This is a genomic window from Hydrococcus rivularis NIES-593, from assembly GCF_001904635.1.
GTDB lineage: Bacteria > Cyanobacteriota > Cyanobacteriia > Cyanobacteriales > Microcystaceae > Hydrococcus > Hydrococcus rivularis.
On record NZ_MRCB01000018.1, the window covers coordinates 80,083 to 100,171 of the forward strand.

Here is a 20,089-nt window from a genome sequence, read left to right on the forward strand (position 1 = left end):
TACTTGACTTGTTTAACTCCTACGGTTAAGTAACGCGATCGCCAGTCACTATTTGGCTATTCGACAGCTAATACCATTTTTCATTCATTAATGACAGAGATGGTCGATCGCCCTCACCCCCAACCCCTCTCCCAAATAGGGAGAGGGGAGAAGAATGTCAATCGCGAAAACCTGAAAATTGGTATAAATTCTTAGATGGGTGAAATTACTTGCCCGTGCGAGTCTCTAGCCCCAATCGCTGCCATTCCATCATGCCGCCAGTAATATTAAACACTTGGCTAAAACCTGCTTTGACTAGAGCGTTAGCTGCAATGGGACTGCGGTGAGAGGTTAAACAGATGACGGCAACCGCTCGCTCTTTGGATAAATCTCGAAACCACTGGGGCAGCAGCCAACGGCGAAACAGAGGCATCGTTCCCAAGAGGATGCGCGGTAAGCTGAGATTGAGAGCAGTGGGGGCATGACCGGCGGCATATTCCCATCGGCTACGGACATCGATGAGCAGAGGCGGGTTAGTTAGTTTAGTAAATTCCTTCGGGGATAGGTGAATAATGCGCGATCGCGCAGAAGCTGAAGTAGATGTCATAAAAACCTCTTGGAAATAGATTGCTTAGATTGAAATTAACTAGAACCCGACCCTATTTTCCCTACTAAACCCACCAGGGTTTTTGTCCCGTGCGGGGGTCAATTTCTGTCCAGGGAGAAATCCGAATGAAATCTGTTTCCACAGCAACGCGCACGAGTTTAAGGGGAAGCGGTGCGGGACCGCGTACTACTCTCCCTTCAGGGTCATAGCGAGAACCGTGACAGGGACATTGAAATTGATTTTCGTTAGGATTCCAAGGAAAGGTACAGCCCAAGTGGGTACAGTTATCGACAATGCCCCAAGGATGCAGCGTCCCGTCTTCTCTAACAGTGAGATAAGTGGGTTCCCCAGCTAATCCCGCAACTAAGGCGCGAGTTCCAGGGGGTTCGGCTAAAATCTGGCTGGCAGGAATCAGATTCCCGTTAATATCTTTTGCCAGTATCGAACCATCTTCGCTCTCTTGTGCTGGCGGGACGAAGAATTTAGCGGCAGGATAGAGAGCCGCAGTTGCTGTGGCGGCGACGGCAGCTCCTGTGAGAAAGTTGAGTAACTGCCGTCTGGACATTGAAGGGCTTTCGAGTGGGACACTTTCTGCCATTGCTCATCTCCTAATGCTGACTTAGTTTTGTTGGGGTTGCTGGCTTTTGGTATTAATGCCTAGTAAGCTATAGAGCGGACAAGTTCCAATTAAGGCTGTTAGGGCAGGAATAATCGAGATTATGGCTAATCCAATTCCCAATGCCGAACCTCCATAAACCCCCAAGCCGAGGTAGAGTAATGTACCTGCTAAACCAAAGCGGATGAAGCGATCGATCGTCCCAACATTATTAAACATGGCGTTCCTCCTTGAGTAGATCGAACTTCTTTACTCTTCTTTATTTATAGCATAACTAAATAGTAATTTAGTTATTTAAAAGAGAAGCTCGCTATAAGGATCTAGGACTCGCCATAGGACTCCCCGGCAATCTTGCCGCGGAATACAACGTAGTTGTAGATGTTGTAGAATAACAAAATAGGAATCAAAAAGCCAACGAAGGTGAGCATAAAAACAAGCGAACTAGGAGATGCTGCTGCTTGGTAAATCGTGACGCTAGGAGGAATGATATTGGGGAAGATGACAAACCCCAAACCGATGAAGGAAAGGGCGAAGATTACAAAAGTCCAAATCAGAGGCATATTTTCTTCGCGTCGTTTGAGACTTCGTAATAACAAGGCGATCGCGCAGATTCCCAAGATAGGAATGGCTGCGAAGATATAGACCAGTGGGGCGCTAAAGAGTTGCGATCGCGCTTGTTCGGAAAAGATCGGCGTAGTGACGGTGATAAAAATCGCCCCAGCTAATGTTGTCCAAGTCGCAAGGGTTGCCGTTTTGTAGTGAGTATTTTGCAACTCCCCGGTGGTCTTGAGAATTAAATAGGTGGAGCCAATCAACACGTATCCTTGAATTAAAGTAAGGGCGACTAGAATCGATCGCCAGGTTAACCAATCCCAAATCCCCCCAGCAAAGTGTCCGTCGGCATCTACCTTAATGCCTTCAAAAACGCTTCCCAGCGCAAATCCCTGCCCTAAGGCTGCCAAAAAGCTGCCCGCGCCGAAAGCGGCATTCCAGAGCCACTTGCGATCGGCATTTTCCCGAAACTCAAAAGAAACTGCCCGTAGAATCAAGCCGACCACCATGATAATCACAGGCAAGTACAGTGCATTGAGAATTGTGGCATAGGCTAAGGGAAACGCGCCAAAAAGCGATCCTCCCATCAGCACTAACCAGGTTTCGTTAGCATCCCAGACATTGCCAAGACTGGTCATCAAAATACTGCGGCGTTCTTCACTCGAAGCGGTTAGAGAGAGAATGCCAACGCCTAAATCAAAGCCGTCGAGTAAAACGTAGAGAAAAAGAAACAGTCCCAGAATAAAAAACCAGACTTGGGGGAGGAACTGTTGTAACGGTTGTAAGGGTTCCATTGCTACCTCCTATACTTGAGTTTCCTGCTGGGCTTCTGCCGGACGGCGATCGCGTTCGTGTTGCGCGGGTTGCAGACTGAGAATGGGCTGACTAATCGCTTGCGGAGCCGGCAATTCTAGGTTAGGACCTCTGCGAATGATGCGACTGCCAAAGTAAAGGGCGGCAATCAAAAAGACGGTATAGATACTACTCAAGCCTAGCAAAGAGAATAAGACTTCCCCGGCAGGGAGATGGGAAGCAGAATCGACGGTACGCAACTCCCCATAAACAATCCAAGGTTGTCGTCCCACGCAGCGAACGATCCAGCCCGTTTCTACGGCAATGTAGCCTAGGGGCGCGGCAAAAATCCAGGCACGCATTAACCATTTTTGCTCGGTAATGGCGATCGCTGACAACTTACCCCGCAGCCATTGCACGACACTCATCAGCACCAATCCAGCTAAGAATAAGCCAATGCCGACCATAATGCGGAAGGAGTAGTAAATTAAACCCACCAGGTGAGGGCGATTAGCGGGTTCCCACTCTTTTAAGCCTTTGACTGGCTCATCTAGGGTAGGTTTTAGTTCCAGTAAGTAGCTCAATGCACCGGGAATTTTGATTTCCCAAAGATTTTGTTCGTTTTTCTCGCTCGGAAGCGCTACCAAACTCCAATCCGCCGCTTGTCCAGCCGGAATAGTTTCCCACTGAGCTTCCATTGCTGCTAACTTAGCGGGCTGATAGTGATAGACTTGTTCGGCACTCAGGTGTCCCACAAAAATTTGCAAGGGAGCAACCGCGATCGCTAGGGCTAGTACGACTTTCAGGGAGCGAGAAAAGAACTCGGCGTGGCGCTGGTTGAGCACGTACCAAGCACTGATTCCCCCGATGACGAACAGCGAAGTTTCCAGGGTGGCAAAGAACATATGGAGAAAGCTATTGACCATAAAGGGATTGGCGATCGCTTGAAAGTAATCTTGAACCACAAACTTGCCATTGACAAACTCTCCCCCCGCAGGCGTTTGCAGCCAGGAATTCGCCGATAAAATCCAAAACGTCGAAAGGTTTGCCCCAAATGCCACCAATATGGTAGATAGCCAATGAATCAGGGGCGGGACTCGCTCCCATCCAAAGAGCATGATGCCGAGAAAACTGGCTTCTAGCATGAATGCCATTGTTGCTTCAAAGCCTAGCACTGTCCCGAAAAAATCTCCCACCGATTCAGAAAACGGCGCCCAGTTCAAGCCAAACTGAAACGCCATGGGTAAACCCGACGCAACGCCAATGCCAAAGTTTAAAACATATAACTTCGACCAGAAGCGAGCATGGTGGTAATAATCGAGGTTTTTAGTTTTCAGCCATAATCCTTCGATGATGACCAGATAAATCCCCATTCCCGTGGTTAAAACGGGCCAGAGCATATGAAAAATAGCAGTGAGCGCGAATTGCAGGCGCGACAGAGCTACAGTATCTGAAAACAGATCGAACATATTAATTTTCCAAAATTAATTTGAACTGATGTTGCTGGTTCTATACTGTTTTTAACAGTTCGCCCTTCAATTGAGCTAGCGACTCGCTGTCAAATTGACTTGATTTAAAGGTTCTCTTTGGGATCGCATTCCCGCTCAATTGCCCTGGAAAACTTATGCCAAGCCATATGGCTGGAGGGATCTGGGCTATTCTTGGCAGAAGTCGGATCGACCTCGCCGAACGACATCCTCTTGATTTATAAACGCGATCGCCCTTTATGAAAACCTTTCCCACGCCAGAAGCTTTACGACGCTTTCCCTTTGGGTTAGCTGATGTAGCGGTAATCTTCGGGACTTTAGTTCTACTAGCCGTCGTTTCTCGGATTGGTGCCGGAGCGTTAGTTAGTTTCGAGCCACCTGATGTGGTGCCCAGTATTGACCTCGATATACGCAATTTACCCTATTATGCGGGGCGTTCTACCCTGCGTATGTTTATTGCCCTATTCTTCTCTTTTATTTTTACTTTAGTCTATGGATATATCGCCGCCCATAGTCGTCGAGCGGAACGAGTTTTAATCCCTTTATTAGATATTTTGCAATCAGTTCCCGTATTAGGTTTTTTATCGATTACGGTGACGGGTTTTATTGCTTTATTTAAAGGCAGTTTATTGGGGTTAGAAGCTGCTTCTATTTTCGCGATTTTCACATCCCAAGTCTGGAATATGACCTTTTCTTTCTATCAGTCGTTGCGCACTATCCCTCGCGAACTCGATGAAGCAGTCACTTTGTATCATCTGTCTGGTTGGGAAAGATTTGTCAAGCTAGAAGTCCCATCTGCCACGATCGGGTTAGTGTGGAATGCCATGATGAGTTTTGGCGGCGGTTGGTTTTTTGTAGCTGCTAGTGAAGCAATTAGCGTTCTCAACCAAAGCTATACTTTACCCGGTTTAGGGTCTTATGTCGCAGAAGCGATCGCACGGGAAAATCTCTCAGCCTTGGGTTGGGCATTGTTAACCATCGCTATTATTATCATTTTGGTAGATCAATTGTTCTGGCGACCGATTATCGCTTGGTCGGACAAATTTCGACTAGAACAAAGTCAGGCAGCCGAATCGCCCGAATCTTGGGTTTTAGATTTACTGCGAACAGCACGGATACCTCGGTTAGTAGGTAAAGCTTTGACTCCCTTGACTGATACGATTAACCGTGTTTTAGCTAGTTTGACTCCGCAACGCTGTGCAATCGTCGTCGATCCTATGATGCACAATCAGAGCGATCGCATTTATAACTTTATCTTACTGCTGATTGTCGGCGGATTAATTGCTGCGGGACTCCACTTCATTTTAACTACCGTCGGATTAGGAGAAGTTTTTACAGCCTTTGAACTAGGCTTGTTAACCCTCGGACGAGTTACAATTCTTCTCATCGTTGCTACCCTTATTTGGACACCCATTGGCGTAGCCATTGGTTTTAACCCTAAATTAGCCAGATTATTGCAACCAGTCGTTCAATTCCTCGCCTCTTTCCCCGCCAACTTTATTTTTCCCTTTGCTACTCTCTTATTTATCAAGTTCAACATCGATATTAATTGGGGCAGTATTTTACTAATGTCGTTGGGGGCGCAATGGTACATTTTATTTAATTCTATTGCAGGCGCACAAAGTATCCCCACCGATTTACGAGAGATGGCAGACGATGTGGGCTTAAAAGGTTGGAAAAAATGGCAAAAATTAATTATTCCTGGCATTCTTTCGGCTTGGGTGACAGGGGGAATTACTGCTAGTGGGGGAGCATGGAACGCTAGCATTGTCTCAGAAATTGTCTCTTGGGGTTCAACAACCCTGGCTGCTAATGGCTTAGGAACTTACATTGCCAAAGCCACTGAAGTGGGAGATTGGGCAAGAATTACCCTCGGCGTTGGCATGATGAGTTTGTATGTCGTCGGACTCAATCGCATCTTTTGGCGACGATTATATGAATTAGCAGAAACCAAATATCATGTTTAAATTTTGTGAGGCACTGAAACTATGACCTCAAAAAAATCAGCTCTCCGATTCCTGATTCTCCTAGGCTTAGTAAGCCTCTGTGCCGATGCAACTTATGAAGGTGCTAGGAGTATTACGGGAGCTTATCTGAGGGTGTTAGGGGCTAGTGGTGCGATTGTGGGACTGGTAGCTGGTTTAGGGGAACTAATTGGCTACGGTTTACGTTTGCTAACAGGCTATTTGAGCGATCGCACTCGTCAATATTGGAGTCTTACTACTCTGGGCTATGTAATTAATACTGCCGTTGTTCCTTCGATGGCACTGGCTGGACGTTGGGAAGTATTAGCGGGATTAATGATTGCCGAACGAACTGGAAAAGCGATTCGCACCCCTCCTAGAGATGTATTACTTTCCCACGCAGCGATGCGGATAGGTAAAGGCTTTGGTTTTGGCTTACACGAAGCCATGGATCAAATCGGTGCGGTTCTCGGTCCTTTGATGGTGACAGTAGTTATCGCTGGACAAGAAGCTTATCCAAGGGGATTTGCGGTGCTGATGGTTCCAGCAATCCTAGGACTGATGGTACTATCGCTCGGTCAACGGATTTATCCCAATCCCAGAGACTTTGAACTAAAAACCCAAGATTTATCGGCACAAGGGTTGCCCCGTCGTTTCTGGATTTATTTAGGGGCAGTTGCGTTGATTGCTGCTGGCTTTGCCGATTTTCCCCTAATTGCCTTTCATCTCCAACAATCTGGCTTGGATCGGTCTATCCCAATTCCCTTACTTTATGCTTTAGCAATGGGAGTTGATGCGATCGCGGCACTGCTGTTTGGTTATTGGTTCGATCGCTTTGGTATTAAAACCTTAATGACGGCAGTGCTTTTTTCTCTCTTGTTTGCCCCTTTTGTTTTTTTAGGCGGTTCTACTAGACTTGCCGTCTGCGGTATGGTGTTATGGGGGATAGGTATGGGAGCGCAAGAGTCGATCTTAAAAGCAGTAGTTGCCGGAACAATCCCGCCAGAACGCCGAGGCTCCGCCTACGGCATTTTTAACACGGGATATAGATTATCATGGTTTTTTGGTAGTGCGGTGATGGGAATGTTGTATGATTTATCTCTATTTGCACTGGTAATCTTTTCGATGCTCGTGCAGTTTTTATCTGTAATTGTGCTGTTTTTATTAACTAGGATAAGAGGATAAGGATAGATAAACAAGCAAACTACTATCAATTTACTACCATCAATTTATAGCAGTTTTCAGTTAGATGAGAGACGGGCACGGGCATTGGTCGATGGGGGAAAGGGGGAGCCACGCGCACGCGGGAGGAGCATCGAGGGGAAGGGAGAAAAAATACTGTATTCTATTCACTTGCCAATTGCTGTAAAGGAGAAACAAGGAAACTAGAATCCAAAAAAAAGTAATTGCCCCAACAAAAAGATAATTCGACCTTTTTCGGGATAATAGCGTTTTTTATCCTATCTAAAAGCAACTGTTAATCTATTTCACTGATTTCTATTAATCATTAAAACTCCATACTTAGAATTCTTATGGTAATCAATCAAAATGAGTCTTATCCCCTAATCGCTGTCGAACAAGTTAACAAAAGCTTTCCTCTACCCGATGGCAAAGGAGAATTTACGGTTCTTGAAAGCATTAATTTTACGGTTCAAAGGGGTGAAGTCGTAGCTTTATTAGGGCGCAGTGGTAGTGGCAAAAGTACCCTTTTACGCATTATGGCAGGTTTAATTCCTCCCAGTAGCGGACAGATTATTAGCAATGGTAAGCGGTTGCGGGGAGCGAATCAGGATGTAGCAATGGTCTTTCAAAGCTTTGCCCTATTGCCTTGGTTGACGGTGCAAGAAAATGTCGAATTAGGTCTAGAAGCACGGGGTATCAGCCGAGCCGAAAGACAACAAAGGGCACTAAAAGCAATCGACCTCGTGGGGTTAGACGGCTTTGAAAGCGCCTATCCCAAGGAAATTTCCGGTGGGATGAAGCAGAGGGTAGGTTTTGCTAGAGCATTTGTACTGCAACCAAAAGTCCTATTTATGGATGAACCCTTCAGTGCGCTGGATGTGTTAACTGCCGAAAACCTGCGGGGGGAAATTGATGACCTTTGGAATGAAGGGAAATTTCCGTCTGAAAGTATCGTGATTGTTACTCATAACATCGAAGAAGCAGTATTTTTAGCAGATAGAGTGGTCATTTTGGGTTCAAAACCAGGACGGATTCGCGGAGAGGTAAAAATTGAGTTGCCTCGTCCTCATCCTACCAACAGCGATCGCTTTAAACAACTGGTGGACTATATCTATACGATTATGACCAATCCCGAAAAGGAAGTGACGGGGGTTGCTGCTGCACCTCCCAAAGTTGCTCGTTCTCCCTTTGCTCAAGCACTGCCTCACGCTAGGGCTGGAGGAATTAGCGGTCTGTTAGAGTTATTGGTAGAAAAACCTGATGCCAAAGAGGATTTGCCCAAGTTAGCGGAACGGTTACAGTTAGAAGTTGATGATTTACTGCCCATCGTCGATGCAGCCGTATTGCTCGGTTTTGCTAAGGTGGCGCAGGGGGATATTACTCTGACAGAAATAGGAAAAGATTTTGCGACTACTACCATTCTCCGCAGTAAAGACTTATTTAGGCAGCAAGTTTTAGCTAATGTACCGATAATTGTGAGTATGGTGCAATCTTTGCGAGAAAAACAAAATGGATCGATGCGTGCGGATTTTTTCTTAGATTTACTGGACGAACATTTTCCCCATCAAGAGGCAGAAAGACAGTTTTCTACGGCTGTTGATTGGGGACGCTACGCAGAGTTATTCGAGTATGATGCTACCGAAGAGCGATTGTACTTGCCAGAAGCGTCTGTGAGTCTAGAAGAGGCAACTTTATCCTAATTCATTCTCTCCACAAATTTAGCGGCTCGCCATTAATTTTAAGTAGGTTTTATTAGCAGGAGCAGAACCAATAGTTAAACAATTAAAGCAAGTGGCAGACGAGTTAAAGTGATTAATTGGAAGACCGAACTAGACTTCAATAATAAGCAGAAGACATTAACCAAGAAACACGCTGGAGTTCGTCGCCATGCTTTTAATTGGGGACTAAGTGTAATTAAAGAAGAGATTGAGAATAAGTCTAAGATAGAAGCCGAGAAATTACCTATTTCTAACAAACCGCAGCAAGTAGTAGGTGTAGACCCTTGGTATTAAAGCACTAGCGACTTTATCTACAGGTTTCCAGGCAGATAAGAAACTTAAACGCTTACAGAGAAAGCTTTCAAGACAAGTCAAAGGAAGTTTGGCTTTCCGATTGGGGTAGCAGCCGTTGGCTTTATTTGGGATGGTCGAGTCGATCGCCTAGAAGGAGCAATTTTACTGACATTCTATCTCCTTTATATCGGCATTATCTGGATGGTGGAACGCAAACCCCCAGCAATGGGAGAAACAGGGGTTTTAGAAAAAGCAGCCGAAGAACTTTCCGATCGCATGGCAGTTGGTTCGGTTATGTTGGTGGAAGCCGTGCGCCAGATTAGCAATGTTGAAGAAACACAAACGGCTCTATCCCTGACTCTCGTTGGGTTTGCCAGTGCCTTTGAACTCGTAATTTTATGCTGGTCTGCTGCTAGGAAGGGCGTTACAGAGGTAGTAGTTGCTGGAGTTGTAGATTCTTTTGCCTATAACGTTACCATGACCCTCGGTGCTGTGATTCGCCCCCTCTCCATTGTTGATGCCACACTTTTACAAAAGCCCTCGATCGCAATGCTACTTGCATTAGTATTGGTCATTTTGCTAGCAATCCCGAAACAGCGAATCAGTAGAAAAGCAGGTTGGTTGCTAGTTGTTGCTTATCCAGTATTTCTATTGGGTTCAAGATGAATGAGTTAATCGCTTCCAGGCTGAATCGATCGCTTGTTTCATCCGTTTTCCAGTGCGACTGAGGCTATGCTGGAAGTCCTCCCATTTGTCTTGCAAAAATTCGCTGGCTTCCTCTAAGGCATTTTTGTCATGTTGTCCTGACTGAGCTAGTTCATCCCTTACTTCTTTGATTTTGACGCGGACAACTTCCGGTTTATCTTGAGGAGAAAGGAGCTTTGACAAGCGATCGCCCATGCGTTTGACCAAATTCTTCACCTGTTGGGATTTTTCGCTCAAAAAGCCTTTTAATCCTTCCGATTCGCTTTTCAGGCGATTTTTGGCTTCTTCTTTAATGACGATCGCTTCTGCGTCAATGACTTCCACATCATCGGGAAATAAAACCGCCCGACCGCCAAAGGGTGCTGCAATCTCACCACCTATGATATAAGCAGCAATATCGCCCGTTTCCCAATCAAAGAGAAAATCTTCTACCCAACCCAGGGGAGTACTCAAAGAGGGCGTGCGAATAGCCATCCGGTAGAGGCGGCGCAGGGATGGCGGTGGCGTAAGCGCTAATTCTGAGTAGGTGAGTAAGGCATCAGGCCCGATGGTAGCAATTTGCTCAAACGGAGTAAAACCTGCATCGCTAGCAAAGTAGACGACTCGACCGCGATCGTCAACCCAAACTTCTTCCACAGTGCCATAACGGGTTGCAGTGCTACTATCCATTGCCATTAAACCAATGATTTGGCTGCGGCGAATGACGTTAAACATATTTAATTCCTCCTCAAATCAACGATTAAGTTAACAACAGGGCAAATAATCCGCACAGGGCAATGCCATCAAACACTCCAGCCCCGCCAATACTCAGCACGCCAGGAGTCATGCGTTCGATCTCTCGCAGATGGAGGAGATCGGCTCCAATTAAAGTGCCTAAGACACCTCCAGAAAAAGCAATCGGTGCTGCGCCATTTCCATTGGTCAATAAGAGAGACATCATGGCGGCGGTGAGGGGAGCAGCGAGGGCATTCATTTGGATCCCAATCCCAGGAACGATCTGGGCTGAATAGTAGCTCACTATGGTGACGACCGCGCTTACTGCCAGAATCAACCAGGGATTGGAACGGGTAAATTCGTAGAGTGCTAGCAAAGTAGGAATCAACCCTCCGCCGACGTTTAAGGCAACGATAGTTTTTTGCTCTATTTTTCGTAGGGGAATGCCCCAAAATCGGGCAATCCAGAGTTCTGCCAAGTCTGGCATGATGGAGACGCGAGAGACGCGCTCATAGAGGGGAATATTGATGGTACTGCCCAAAATAACAGCAGCAAATAAAAGCAGGGCAAAACCAGGAGAAAAGCCCAGTTTGGCAACAGCCACTTCAACGACATCTATAGCGATCGCTAGCCAGATAAAAGGAAAGATGAGCAGGAAGAGTAAAAAGAGTAACAGGGTAACGGGAAGATAAATCATCTTGGTCGGGTTAATTAAAAAGGATATTGCTCGATAGATGGCGAACGACGACGCAATTGAGAGTGCCGATCGTCCGATCGGTCTTGAGCTTTTGGTTGCGCGAGAGGTTCGCTCCTTACAGTCGCGATTGCTTCAAATCGCTGAAACATCCAGACTCGCAAATATAATAATCCACCCAAGACTACTAAAAAAGCACAGACTCCCAATAAGCGATCGATGGGAATGTCCACTACTCCTTGCAAAATCACTTCCCGCAATGCGGAAACCAAAGAAACTTCAACTGCTGCACCAATGGAAATTCGCTGTTCTTGGAGGTAAATAATTAACAGGCGAAAGATTTCTACCAGAATGAGAACAAACAAGATATCGGAAGTGATGGCTTGAAAATTAATCGGCTGCAACAGGGAAAGAAACATTTCACCCAACCGAATCAGCATGACGCAAAACAAGCCAATACATAGAGATACCACGATAAAATTCTGGAAAAACTCCAGATTATTTACAATGACATCTCTTTCAAACCAAGATTTCCAGCCTCGGTCTGGTGAAAATGGATATTTCATAGCCATGGGAGGATTCAGGACATTAACGACTGGTAATGAATCTTCCTAACCAGAGTAAAGCACTTAAGCCAAGGCTCAAGAGAATGCCAGTGGTCAAGGGAAAGTAGAAGGTAAAATGCTCGTTTTGCACCAAAATATCTCCTGGTAAACGACCAAGGGGAAAGTGTTTGAGCGTTCCGCCACTGAGCCAGAGCAAGCCTCCTAGCAAAAGGATACCAGCACCAAGGACGATTAATGTTTTCCCAATTTCCGCAATCATAGCTGTGTCTAGGAATCAGAAGATTTGGGTTGGGTGAGAGCATTCCAAGCTGCTTTGGCAGCTTCCGAGAGGCGATCGCCGAGATTGTGAATTTCATCCATAACCGACTGCCAATTTTTTTGAGCTTCTTGTTGAATTAGTTGCACCGACTGTTCGATGCGGTCGGGATCGATCAGTTGAGTTTGTTCGATCGCTTCTCTGGCTTGACGAACTGCGTTTAAATAGCCTTCGCGAGTCAGATCTTGAGCCGTCTGAATTTCAGACTGAGCGCGTTTTTTAATCGCTTCAATCAGGGCTTTAGTTTCTTGTTTTAAGTCGGCAGTTTGGTCTGCCATTTCTTGTTCGACGAGGGCATCAGTTTCGGGACTGATGATGATTTCAGAAGAAGAATTTTGATTGGCTTCGTTCATGATTTAATTCTCCTTAAATTAAATTTAGGAAGTTTAGTTGTACGGGCTAGAATCAATCGTTAACGATCTATTTTGGATGCCATCCGATAGATACGTAATTGGGCTTTGAGTTGGGCGATTTCCTCCGCCATATCTAACACCATTGCTGCGCCCACTAAATTTAAACCTAAATCGCGACGCAATCGTTGCAACTTTACCACTCGAATTAAATCCTGGCGATGCAGCATGGAGCCAACGGGTTCGATCAATCCTAGACTAGCAAATCTTTCCAGTAAGGAAACGGAAGTTTGAGTAAGATAAGCAGCTTGCTCAAAACTGTAAAGGCGATCGCCTTCTTTTGACCAGACAATCCGAGACAGACTAAAATTGGCACTCATAGGCGCACCTCCGCTAAGGTTCGACGGGGATTGAAACTACTGGTTTCCCGCAATTTTTCATAGCATTCTTTTTCCCTGGGGGTTAAATCTTTCGGGGTGACAATTTTAATCCGCACGATTAGATCGGTGCGATCGCCTTTGAGATTGCGCCAGCCTTTGCCGCGTAACCGTAGTGCCTGTCCGGAGTCTATCCCAGGAGGGATAGTCAGCTTCACCTTGCCATCGGGAGTCGGCACATCGATCTGCGCTCCCAGTACTGCCTCTTCTGGACTAATGGGAATCTCACAAGTAATATTATCCCCTTCAAATCTATAGAAATGATGGGGTAATAGTTCGATGGTTAAATAGAGATCGCCCCGTTGCTGACTAAAAGGACTGATTTGTCCCTTGCCCTTGAGGCGAAGGCGACTGCCAGGTTTTGCTCCTGGGGGAATGCGAACCGTAACTGTTTCATCCCCAATTTGCAAGCGTTTTTGAGTGCCATGAAAAGCTTCGGCAAAGGTGAGCGCGATCGCAGCTTCGGTATCTTGGGTAGGAATATCGGTAAACCGACTGAAGGGATCTTCCCCGCCAAACTCAACGTATTCCCGAAAACCTTGGGGTCCTGTAGTCGTGCGGTAAGTATAAACCCTGCGTCCGGTGCCACCTCGACCAAACCGCCCTAGCAGTTCGTTAATAAAGTCATCAAAGCTACCATACTGACCGAAATCCATGCCTTCAAAGCCAACACCACCCGTTGGCGGGGCACCGACAGCCGTTTGCTGCCAATACTGACCAAATTGGTCGTATTTTTGGCGTTTTTCCGGATCCGAGAGGATTTCGTGGGCTTCGTTAATTTCCTTAAAGCGTGCCTCTGCTTCCTTGTCACCCGGATTGAGATCGGGGTGATATTTTCGCGCCAACTTGCGGTAGGCTTTTTTAATTTCCTCCGTTGTGGCGGTTTTGCTCACTCCCAAAATTTGGTAATAGTCTTTAAATTCACTGACCGCCATCGGCACCTCCTATCGCAAAAGAATTCAGGGTCAGTATGAGTCTGAGGAGGTTTCCCGTCTTAGTTGCCTTTACGGTTGGAATAGGTGCCCGTCTCATCGCGATCGAACAGATGTCTAATCCGTTCCCAAGCTTTGATGAGGGCATTGGTTTTATCCTTTGACTTGCCCAAAGTTTGGTTATAGGTTTCCACAAAGGTCGATTGCGCTTCATCGGAGAGATCTGCTCTCATTTCTGGCGAGATTTGCTCCTTACTGGTCAACTCCCCTTCGGGCTGACGAGGAATTTGCATATCGGTAATGGCCACTTCTTCTCCTCCCGCCGCTTGCAACATCAAAAAGATTTCGCCCGATTTATCTGCTGGGACTTCCACCACCAGCAAAAACTCGCCCGCTTGCAGGCGCGTTTGATAGATCGCTGCTTTATCTTGGGGCATTCCCAAGGACATCAGCACGGAACCTAATCCCGCTCCCAAAGCCCCATACAGCGCACCGCTGGTTGCTCCCAATAAAGCTGCTCCCAAGGGTCCCGCTGCTACGACAGCGCCCAGAAAGGGAACGAATAAAACGCCGACCCCTGTAACTAAGCTGAGTAAAGAACCAAACAGCGAACCGTAGATCGCGCCAGTTGTCATGCCATCTAAAATGACATCTTTTTTGGTTAAGAAACCCGTTATCCGAGCTTCCGATTGAAAGTTGCGACCGACAATAGAAATATTGTCTTTAGGAACGCCGCGATCGAGCAAGCGTTTAATAGCATCCTCTAGCTTTTTCTCTTCTTTGAAAGCAGCAGAAACACATTTTTCTGGGGTTTTTTCAAAGGCTGAACTCATGAGCATTACTCCCAATTAGTCGGGTAATTTTCTACTGGCTGTTTAAAAAGGGCAATTGGCAACACTATTGCAGGAAATAAGCTGAATTCTGCCAAAATTGCCCTTTCCAATCCAATGGCTATCGAAACCTCCTTTTCTGAGTCAAGGCGATTTCCTTGGTTAGAGAAGCATTAGCCCAAATTAACTTTCACAACTTTGCTTTTTTCTTCTTCTGCCTTGGGCAAGGTTAGTTTGAGAATACCGTCTTTGTATTCAGCCTGTACCTTGTCGTTTTGGATGCGAGTCGAGAGAGGAATGACCCGTTGGAACTTACCATAGCGGAATTCGGTGCGGGTTACTCCTTTTTCTTCAGTTTTGGTTTCTGACTTGCGTTCCCCGCTAATACTAACTGCTTCTGCTGAGACTTCGACATTCAAGTCTTTGGGATCTATACCAGGAATTTCCAGTCTCAGATGAATCGCATCGGCTGTTTCTTCCATTTCTGCTGGAGGAACAAAGGCGATACCATCTGGCGCTTCTCTGGTGATAGGCAGCAGTTCGTCGAACAGGCGATTCATTTGCCGTTGTAGAGTGTCAATTTCTCGGAATGGTTCCCAACGAACAAGTGCCATCGTTTTAACCTCCTAAATTTGACTATTTTTTGACTGTTTAAATCGCATTAGGTCGTAATTGACCGAATAAACTGGCTGAGGCATCATCAGAATCAACTTCGCCTTCAGCTTATTTTTCCTGACACCATGATTGTATAATTTGGTACCGATTAGTCGAGATCGGTTTTTCTGGTACGCTAAGTTCCTATTTCCGTACTTTAGATAAAGGCGCAAAAACTTTGGGAAAAGTACAGGCACTTGTATAGACTTCGCGATCGTTCATCATGCCTCTAAAATTAGTGAGTGGTTTGAATAGTTATCGAGGATGGGAATTTTGCCTTGGCTCTGTTTGTAATCAACTGCGCAGCGAAAGGTAAATTCTAACCAGTTATCAGTTGCTATCAGAGCGATTGTTAGCTCTATTCTCGCATCTTTAATCAAATACGAACCATTACATACAAAAAGGAAAGATTACGAGAAGTTATATCATTTTTCATTCATTAATGACAGAGATGGTCGATCGCCCTCACCCCAACCCCTCTCCCTATTTGAGAGAGGGGAGAAGAATGTCGATCGCGAAAACATAAAAATTGGTATTACCTCAAATAAGTTAAGCGGCTATTTACACTGTGATGACGTGAATTATGTTGAGTCATCTAACCTCTTAAGTTTTACTTTATAAATAAGCTCTAACAAAATCATTCGAGCAAAAGCTTTGCCAAATTATAAATCTTGACTATTTCTTTTGTTTTGGCTTGTTTTAAACTTGTTAGACCACAAAATATATAGAATTCCTAGATCTAAAACGAGGTGTACTGCTGTAACAGTCCATAAGTAAGTCCTATTTGATAAAAAACGCTCAAAAGATTTAATAAATACTTCGATCCCCTCTGTTTGAAATGGGTCTTTGCCAATTTTCGATAGCGATTGAACTTGAGATTGTACTTCGGCGACGATCGCGCTAAGGAGATCGTAACTACGAATAAGACTACATGTGTTGATAATTACGAAAATAAAAAATCCAACAGAAATTAGCAGTTTAACTTCTCGGCTAAACTTTTTTTCTCCAGAGACTAGCCAACCTAAAAGCCCGGTAATTCCGACGATGTACAAATTCCAATAGAAATTTACTCTCCCCTGTATCTCAAGAGCAAAAGATATTAAATTGTTGAGTTCCATAACTATTCCTCATTAAATCTCAGATCTTGCACCTTTGGTATCAATGCCTAGAACTTTAGTTCTAGGCTCAAAGCTTAACTCGATTAAAATCAAGCTGAAATTCTTATCGGGTCTTCGTTAGAAATTACAAGAACAGTTGTTGAGAATGATGCAAGATCTCAGTTAAATCGAACTTGACTTTCTGTTTGACTGAGATGAGAAGTATCTCCGTTCAATTCTATCTTCCATTCATCGTGACAGCGTACTATTTTCACCAAACAGCAAAGAGAGGCGTTAACGATTGGATTTCCGCTTACCAATCCCCTTGTCGTTCCTAATACTGACGCTCCATGAGCGACTAATAAAATATCTTCAGAAAATTCTGCTACCAGTTTTCTGGCTGTTTCTGCCGCGCGCTTTAAAACAGTTTCTTCGCTTTCTGGATATTGAGGAACTACTCTCGAAGTATAACTCCAGTCGATTCGGTGGTAGCGTTCGGCTAAAAATTCTTGTGGATGAATTTCTGGCGATTCTGTCATCCAATAGGGATTTAGCCACTCACTCAATCCGGCTTCTATTTTAATCGGTAAATTTAGAATTTCTGCGACTTGATTAGCTGTTTGTATCGTTCTTAAAAAAGGCGAGGCAAAAATATGAGCAATATTCTCGCGTTTCAGTCGCCATCCGAGTTCTCTGGCTTGGACTACTCCATCTTCAGAAAGAGGTGGATCATAAGGGCGTTTGGCTGTTTTAAACCATTCAGGAGTGACAAAATCTAGGCGATTTCCGTGCCTTGCGATCCAGACTGTTTGCGACATGTTACTGTTTTGAATTGATGGTTAGAGAATTTTGCGAGGAGCGACGCCAGGCGCGCATATTTTAACGCAAGTTTGATGATAGTGTTTTAAAGCGATTGAAGCAAGGGGGAACGCTTCGCGTCAGGGAAAAGGGGAAAAATATATAAAAGTTTCCCCTTTCCTGAGCAGTGACTACCACGACCATTAACAAGCCCAAAGTATCAACCCAAATATGCCGTTTACGTCCTTTAACTTGTTTACCTGCATCATAGCCAACTTCAAGATGAATCATGGTTGCTGTTTCTACCGATTGGTTATCTAAAACCGCAGCCGATGAGCTTGGATGACGGTCTTCTATGGCTTGTACCCATTGTCGCAACTGTTCATGAATTCGCTCCCAAGCACCATTTATACGCCATTGCCGGAAATAATGGTAGACTGTTTTCCATTTTGGGAAATCATGAGGTAACAATGACCAGGCACATCCAGCTACCAGAACATAGAAGATAGCATTAATTACAGCACGCATATCCACGGTTCTGGGACGACCTCCAGGCTTAGCTGTGGGAATAAGTTGTCGAAGTAATTCCCATTGCTCATCGGTTAAATCTGTACGATATGATTGATTGATGACTCTCGGAACCTGTCGTTTTTTTCTATTGACAGATTAATGTTACGAGAGCTTTTTCTTTCTGTTTGCGATCGCGAGCTTAATCATTCCTAACTTTTCAGACATCCTCTTAATGATAGGAAACCAATTGATATCGAGTAAATCTATGCAGTTTTCTAAACGGATTAGCGAACAGATAACAGCCGGATTGTTGGGATGTTGCTCGGTTGCCCATTGCATGGCTCGGAGGGGTGCGTCTTGGAAAAAGTATACTCCCGTCCCCAACCAGTCATAATCGTTATCGCTATGACGAAATCCGTCACTGAGAATGGTTAAAGCCGCAGCCCTACTCATCCCATGATCCCCATACACTCGTATTGGCTCGGTCATTCAAATAGCGAAATTATAGTCAAGTTATCCCTTCTCCACCTAGCTCTGAGGGGGATACTCCCCCTCAAACTCCCCTGTGTGCTGGTTTTTCGCATCGGCGCGATCAAAACTTATCCCCTCTAACCCAGCTTATCAGTCCGCAGCCGATGCGCTTGCTGCGCCACCGTTCTCCCTGAACTACTTCAGGGAGCGTGCGGCGGCTTCGCTAAAACCAGCTTGAAAAATTTTCTCTCCCGCGTCAGTTTGCGTTTTAGTTCGCGCTACAAAAATAGTTTTAATTGTCGCGAACTATAAAAACAAGCGGCTCGACTCAGAATGTCGCTCGACCCCTACAAAAAATCAAGCCGTAGCAGCTTCCCAACCGAGCTAGAAACTTGCTCGGTTTAATGTGTTAAAGAATCAAGTTTATCGAGTAGTCTTAAGCCTTCATTTGGATCTCCCTTACCCGCCATAACTTTAAATCTTGTATAAGCATCAAATTCTGCTAGAGCGATGGTAGAAAGTTCTTCAATCAGTTTATTAACCGATATCCCTCGGCTTTGTGCTAGTTCTTTTAATCGAGTATGTTTGTCGTCTGGTAAGCGAATTGTTAAAGTAGCCACTCTAGTCTAACTCCTTAGAATTTCTTCAGGTTTCAAAATTGACAAATTAGGAAACAGCAACTGGGCATTTTGAAAATCTCTGAGATTATTAGTAGCAATGAATTTAGCATTTCCAGCTACGGCTAATTCGATTAAGTGGTTGTCAGCTTCATCAGTTAAATTAGGTCGCCATAAGTAGTAAATAAAAACCCATTGACTGACGCTCATAAATGAGGCGAGTAAAGTAGAAATTTCTTCTCTGGTTAAAGGGCATTTGGCGAGAATTTCTTCTCGTTCAATAATGGATTCATACTCGGAAAATAAAGCATTTTCCATCAAAGGTTGATATTCGCCCCTCAAACAGCGTCGAATCAGTTCTCTACTCGGTCCGGTTGAGCCAATCAGAGCGCTAATGAAAACGCTGGTATCAATGACAATTTTCATCCCCATGCCAAGATGATAGCATAGATGATAGCATATGTACTATCATCTTGGCAGACTTTTACAAGGGGCAGCAACTTGACTAAACCATGAGAAAATCGACACAAAAAAACCTTTTAGGCGGATGAGAACCGAAAAATCGGCATTTTAACGAGAAAATTCAAACCAGCCCCAAAAGTTAAGATTGGTTTGGCAACGGGATGTTCTAACAAGCCAATCGCTCCATTTGTCGCTCGCGTTTTGGCACTGATAACCCGAACTGGAGGGCGATCGCGGGGGGAAACCTCAGCTTCTTTTTCCGGTTGCTCCTTCGAGCGTCGCTCGCTCTGCGACTGCATCCATGCGAGGTGGCAGTCGCGAGCGCAACACTGTCTAAATCTTTGGCTTTTGAAATTATCAATTGTTGCAACAATTCTATTGATGTAAACAAATTTTCTTAGCAAGCTCCAGAGCCAAAAATGTCTTCCATCGGATATTTCTAAATTAAAAATCTCTGGTATCGATGTTGGTTGCATTGATGTAGCCACAGTTTTTGATGGGGAATCAACGACTAAAGTTGCTAATCCCTGTCATTTCAACCGAATTAAACGCAATCTTCGTAGAAAGCAGCAACAGTTAGCTAAGAAAGAAAAAGGCTCGAATAAAAGAGCAAAAGCTAAAAGAAAAGTAGCTTCGGTCTACGAGTATCTGGTAAGCAACACCATGGTATTCAAGTATGTCCTTGTCGAAGCTGGAACGACCGTCACAGCCCTCGGAGACTCGGTAAGACGTGCGACCCGTTCTA

Annotated in this window: 28 protein-coding genes; 6 read left to right on the plus strand and 22 right to left on the minus strand. The window is 45.1% G+C overall.

From position 1 onward, the window contains the following. Positions 1-205: 205 nt before the first annotated feature. The 6 genes from NIES593_RS15045 to NIES593_RS25255 all read right to left on the minus strand — a co-directional run bounded on the left by NIES593_RS15045 (position 206) and on the right by NIES593_RS25255 (position 4,242). On the minus strand, positions 206-586 hold the full coding sequence (locus NIES593_RS15045) for a rhodanese-like domain-containing protein (RefSeq protein WP_073600353.1): 381 nt from the start codon (positions 584-586) through the stop codon (positions 206-208). 64 nt (positions 587-650) lie between these two features. After that, positions 651-1,184, minus strand: coding sequence for a cytochrome b6-f complex iron-sulfur subunit (gene petC, locus NIES593_RS15050; RefSeq protein WP_073600354.1), 534 nt, complete (start codon positions 1,182-1,184; stop codon positions 651-653). Between the two features lie 21 nt (positions 1,185-1,205). Beyond that, the gene (locus NIES593_RS15055; protein WP_073600355.1) at positions 1,206-1,421 is read right to left on the minus strand and encodes a YgaP family membrane protein; all 216 of its coding nucleotides are present in this window, start codon (positions 1,419-1,421) and stop codon (positions 1,206-1,208) included. A gap of 101 nt (positions 1,422-1,522) precedes the next feature. Continuing rightward, on the minus strand, positions 1,523-2,548 hold the full coding sequence (cydB, locus tag NIES593_RS15060) for a cytochrome d ubiquinol oxidase subunit II (protein ID WP_073600356.1): 1,026 nt from the start codon (positions 2,546-2,548) through the stop codon (positions 1,523-1,525). Positions 2,549-2,557: 9 nt separating this feature from the next. Beyond that, on the minus strand, positions 2,558-4,015 hold the full coding sequence (locus NIES593_RS15065) for a cytochrome ubiquinol oxidase subunit I (RefSeq protein ID WP_073600357.1): 1,458 nt from the start codon (positions 4,013-4,015) through the stop codon (positions 2,558-2,560). A 104-nt stretch (positions 4,016-4,119) separates the two neighbouring features. Further along, positions 4,120-4,242, minus strand: a complete 123-nt coding sequence (locus NIES593_RS25255; protein WP_281250751.1) for a hypothetical protein — start codon at positions 4,240-4,242, stop codon at positions 4,120-4,122. A gap of 30 nt (positions 4,243-4,272) precedes the next feature. On the opposite strand from NIES593_RS25255, the gene NIES593_RS15070 reads away from it, so the two are divergent. The 5 genes from NIES593_RS15070 to NIES593_RS15090 all read left to right on the plus strand — a co-directional run bounded on the left by NIES593_RS15070 (position 4,273) and on the right by NIES593_RS15090 (position 9,857). Continuing rightward, positions 4,273-6,000 (plus strand): ABC transporter permease, encoded by a 1,728-nt coding sequence (locus tag NIES593_RS15070; protein ID WP_073600358.1) that lies wholly within the window; start codon positions 4,273-4,275, stop codon positions 5,998-6,000. A gap of 21 nt (positions 6,001-6,021) precedes the next feature. Further along, complete coding sequence (locus NIES593_RS15075) at positions 6,022-7,182, plus strand: MFS transporter (protein WP_073600359.1); 1,161 nt, start codon at positions 6,022-6,024, stop codon at positions 7,180-7,182. A gap of 347 nt (positions 7,183-7,529) precedes the next feature. After that, the gene (locus tag NIES593_RS15080) at positions 7,530-8,879 is read left to right on the plus strand and encodes an ABC transporter ATP-binding protein (protein ID WP_073600360.1); all 1,350 of its coding nucleotides are present in this window, start codon (positions 7,530-7,532) and stop codon (positions 8,877-8,879) included. A gap of 108 nt (positions 8,880-8,987) precedes the next feature. Then, on the plus strand, positions 8,988-9,191 hold the full coding sequence (locus tag NIES593_RS15085) for a helix-turn-helix domain-containing protein (RefSeq protein WP_073600361.1): 204 nt from the start codon (positions 8,988-8,990) through the stop codon (positions 9,189-9,191). A 201-nt stretch (positions 9,192-9,392) separates the two neighbouring features. Further along, entirely contained in the window at positions 9,393-9,857 is a 465-nt protein-coding gene (locus tag NIES593_RS15090) for a hypothetical protein (RefSeq protein WP_073600362.1), read from the plus strand. On the opposite strand, the gene NIES593_RS15095 is transcribed toward NIES593_RS15090, so the two are convergent. The 16 genes from NIES593_RS15095 to NIES593_RS23635 form a co-directional block, all read right to left on the minus strand. Continuing rightward, positions 9,849-10,610: a PRC-barrel domain-containing protein gene (locus tag NIES593_RS15095; RefSeq protein WP_073600363.1), complete on the minus strand. Its 762-nt coding sequence runs from the start codon at positions 10,608-10,610 to the stop codon at positions 9,849-9,851. The two genes, NIES593_RS15090 and NIES593_RS15095, sit on opposite strands and share 9 nt — an antisense overlap. 25 nt (positions 10,611-10,635) lie before the next feature. Further along, positions 10,636-11,307 (minus strand): DUF1614 domain-containing protein, encoded by a 672-nt coding sequence (locus tag NIES593_RS15100; protein WP_073600364.1) that lies wholly within the window; start codon positions 11,305-11,307, stop codon positions 10,636-10,638. A gap of 14 nt (positions 11,308-11,321) precedes the next feature. After that, positions 11,322-11,870: a phosphate-starvation-inducible PsiE family protein gene (locus tag NIES593_RS15105; protein WP_073600380.1), complete on the minus strand. Its 549-nt coding sequence runs from the start codon at positions 11,868-11,870 to the stop codon at positions 11,322-11,324. 22 nt (positions 11,871-11,892) lie between these two features. Beyond that, on the minus strand, positions 11,893-12,129 hold the full coding sequence (locus tag NIES593_RS15110; protein WP_073600365.1) for a DUF2905 domain-containing protein: 237 nt from the start codon (positions 12,127-12,129) through the stop codon (positions 11,893-11,895). Between the two features lie 8 nt (positions 12,130-12,137). After that, complete coding sequence (locus NIES593_RS15115) at positions 12,138-12,539, minus strand: hypothetical protein (RefSeq protein WP_073600366.1); 402 nt, start codon at positions 12,537-12,539, stop codon at positions 12,138-12,140. A gap of 59 nt (positions 12,540-12,598) precedes the next feature. Then, complete coding sequence (locus tag NIES593_RS15120; protein WP_073600367.1) at positions 12,599-12,916, minus strand: chaperone modulator CbpM; 318 nt, start codon at positions 12,914-12,916, stop codon at positions 12,599-12,601. Next, entirely contained in the window at positions 12,913-13,908 is a 996-nt protein-coding gene (locus NIES593_RS15125) for a DnaJ C-terminal domain-containing protein (protein ID WP_073600368.1), read from the minus strand. The genes NIES593_RS15120 and NIES593_RS15125 overlap by 4 nt, the downstream gene beginning before the upstream one ends. Before the next feature lie 59 nt (positions 13,909-13,967). Further along, positions 13,968-14,738 (minus strand): ChaB family protein, encoded by a 771-nt coding sequence (locus NIES593_RS15130; RefSeq protein ID WP_073600369.1) that lies wholly within the window; start codon positions 14,736-14,738, stop codon positions 13,968-13,970. Between the two features lie 170 nt (positions 14,739-14,908). Next, positions 14,909-15,349: an Hsp20/alpha crystallin family protein gene (locus tag NIES593_RS15135; protein WP_073600370.1), complete on the minus strand. Its 441-nt coding sequence runs from the start codon at positions 15,347-15,349 to the stop codon at positions 14,909-14,911. A gap of 702 nt (positions 15,350-16,051) precedes the next feature. Next, a complete protein-coding gene (locus tag NIES593_RS15140) occupies positions 16,052-16,507 on the minus strand; it encodes a hypothetical protein (protein ID WP_073600371.1) in 456 nt (151 codons plus the stop codon). A 158-nt stretch (positions 16,508-16,665) separates the two neighbouring features. Further along, positions 16,666-17,304, minus strand: coding sequence for a histidine phosphatase family protein (locus tag NIES593_RS15145; RefSeq protein WP_073600372.1), 639 nt, complete (start codon positions 17,302-17,304; stop codon positions 16,666-16,668). A 61-nt stretch (positions 17,305-17,365) separates the two neighbouring features. Continuing rightward, entirely contained in the window at positions 17,366-17,914 is a 549-nt protein-coding gene (locus tag NIES593_RS15150; RefSeq protein ID WP_083602459.1) for an IS5 family transposase, read from the minus strand. Between the two features lie 42 nt (positions 17,915-17,956). Next, positions 17,957-18,283: a hypothetical protein gene (locus NIES593_RS15155; RefSeq protein ID WP_073600373.1), complete on the minus strand. Its 327-nt coding sequence runs from the start codon at positions 18,281-18,283 to the stop codon at positions 17,957-17,959. 383 nt (positions 18,284-18,666) lie between these two features. Continuing rightward, the gene (locus NIES593_RS15160; protein WP_073600374.1) at positions 18,667-18,885 is read right to left on the minus strand and encodes a toxin-antitoxin system HicB family antitoxin; all 219 of its coding nucleotides are present in this window, start codon (positions 18,883-18,885) and stop codon (positions 18,667-18,669) included. A 6-nt stretch (positions 18,886-18,891) separates the two neighbouring features. Continuing rightward, positions 18,892-19,314, minus strand: coding sequence for a putative toxin-antitoxin system toxin component, PIN family (locus NIES593_RS15165; protein WP_073600375.1), 423 nt, complete (start codon positions 19,312-19,314; stop codon positions 18,892-18,894). Positions 19,315-19,421: 107 nt separating this feature from the next. Next, positions 19,422-19,643, minus strand: coding sequence for a hypothetical protein (locus tag NIES593_RS23635; RefSeq protein ID WP_139253715.1), 222 nt, complete (start codon positions 19,641-19,643; stop codon positions 19,422-19,424). Positions 19,644-19,803: 160 nt separating this feature from the next. On the opposite strand from NIES593_RS23635, the gene NIES593_RS25800 reads away from it, so the two are divergent. Further along, positions 19,804-20,089, plus strand: a 286-nt coding sequence (locus tag NIES593_RS25800) for a transposase (protein WP_425432542.1), incomplete at its 3' end; no start/stop codon positions are given.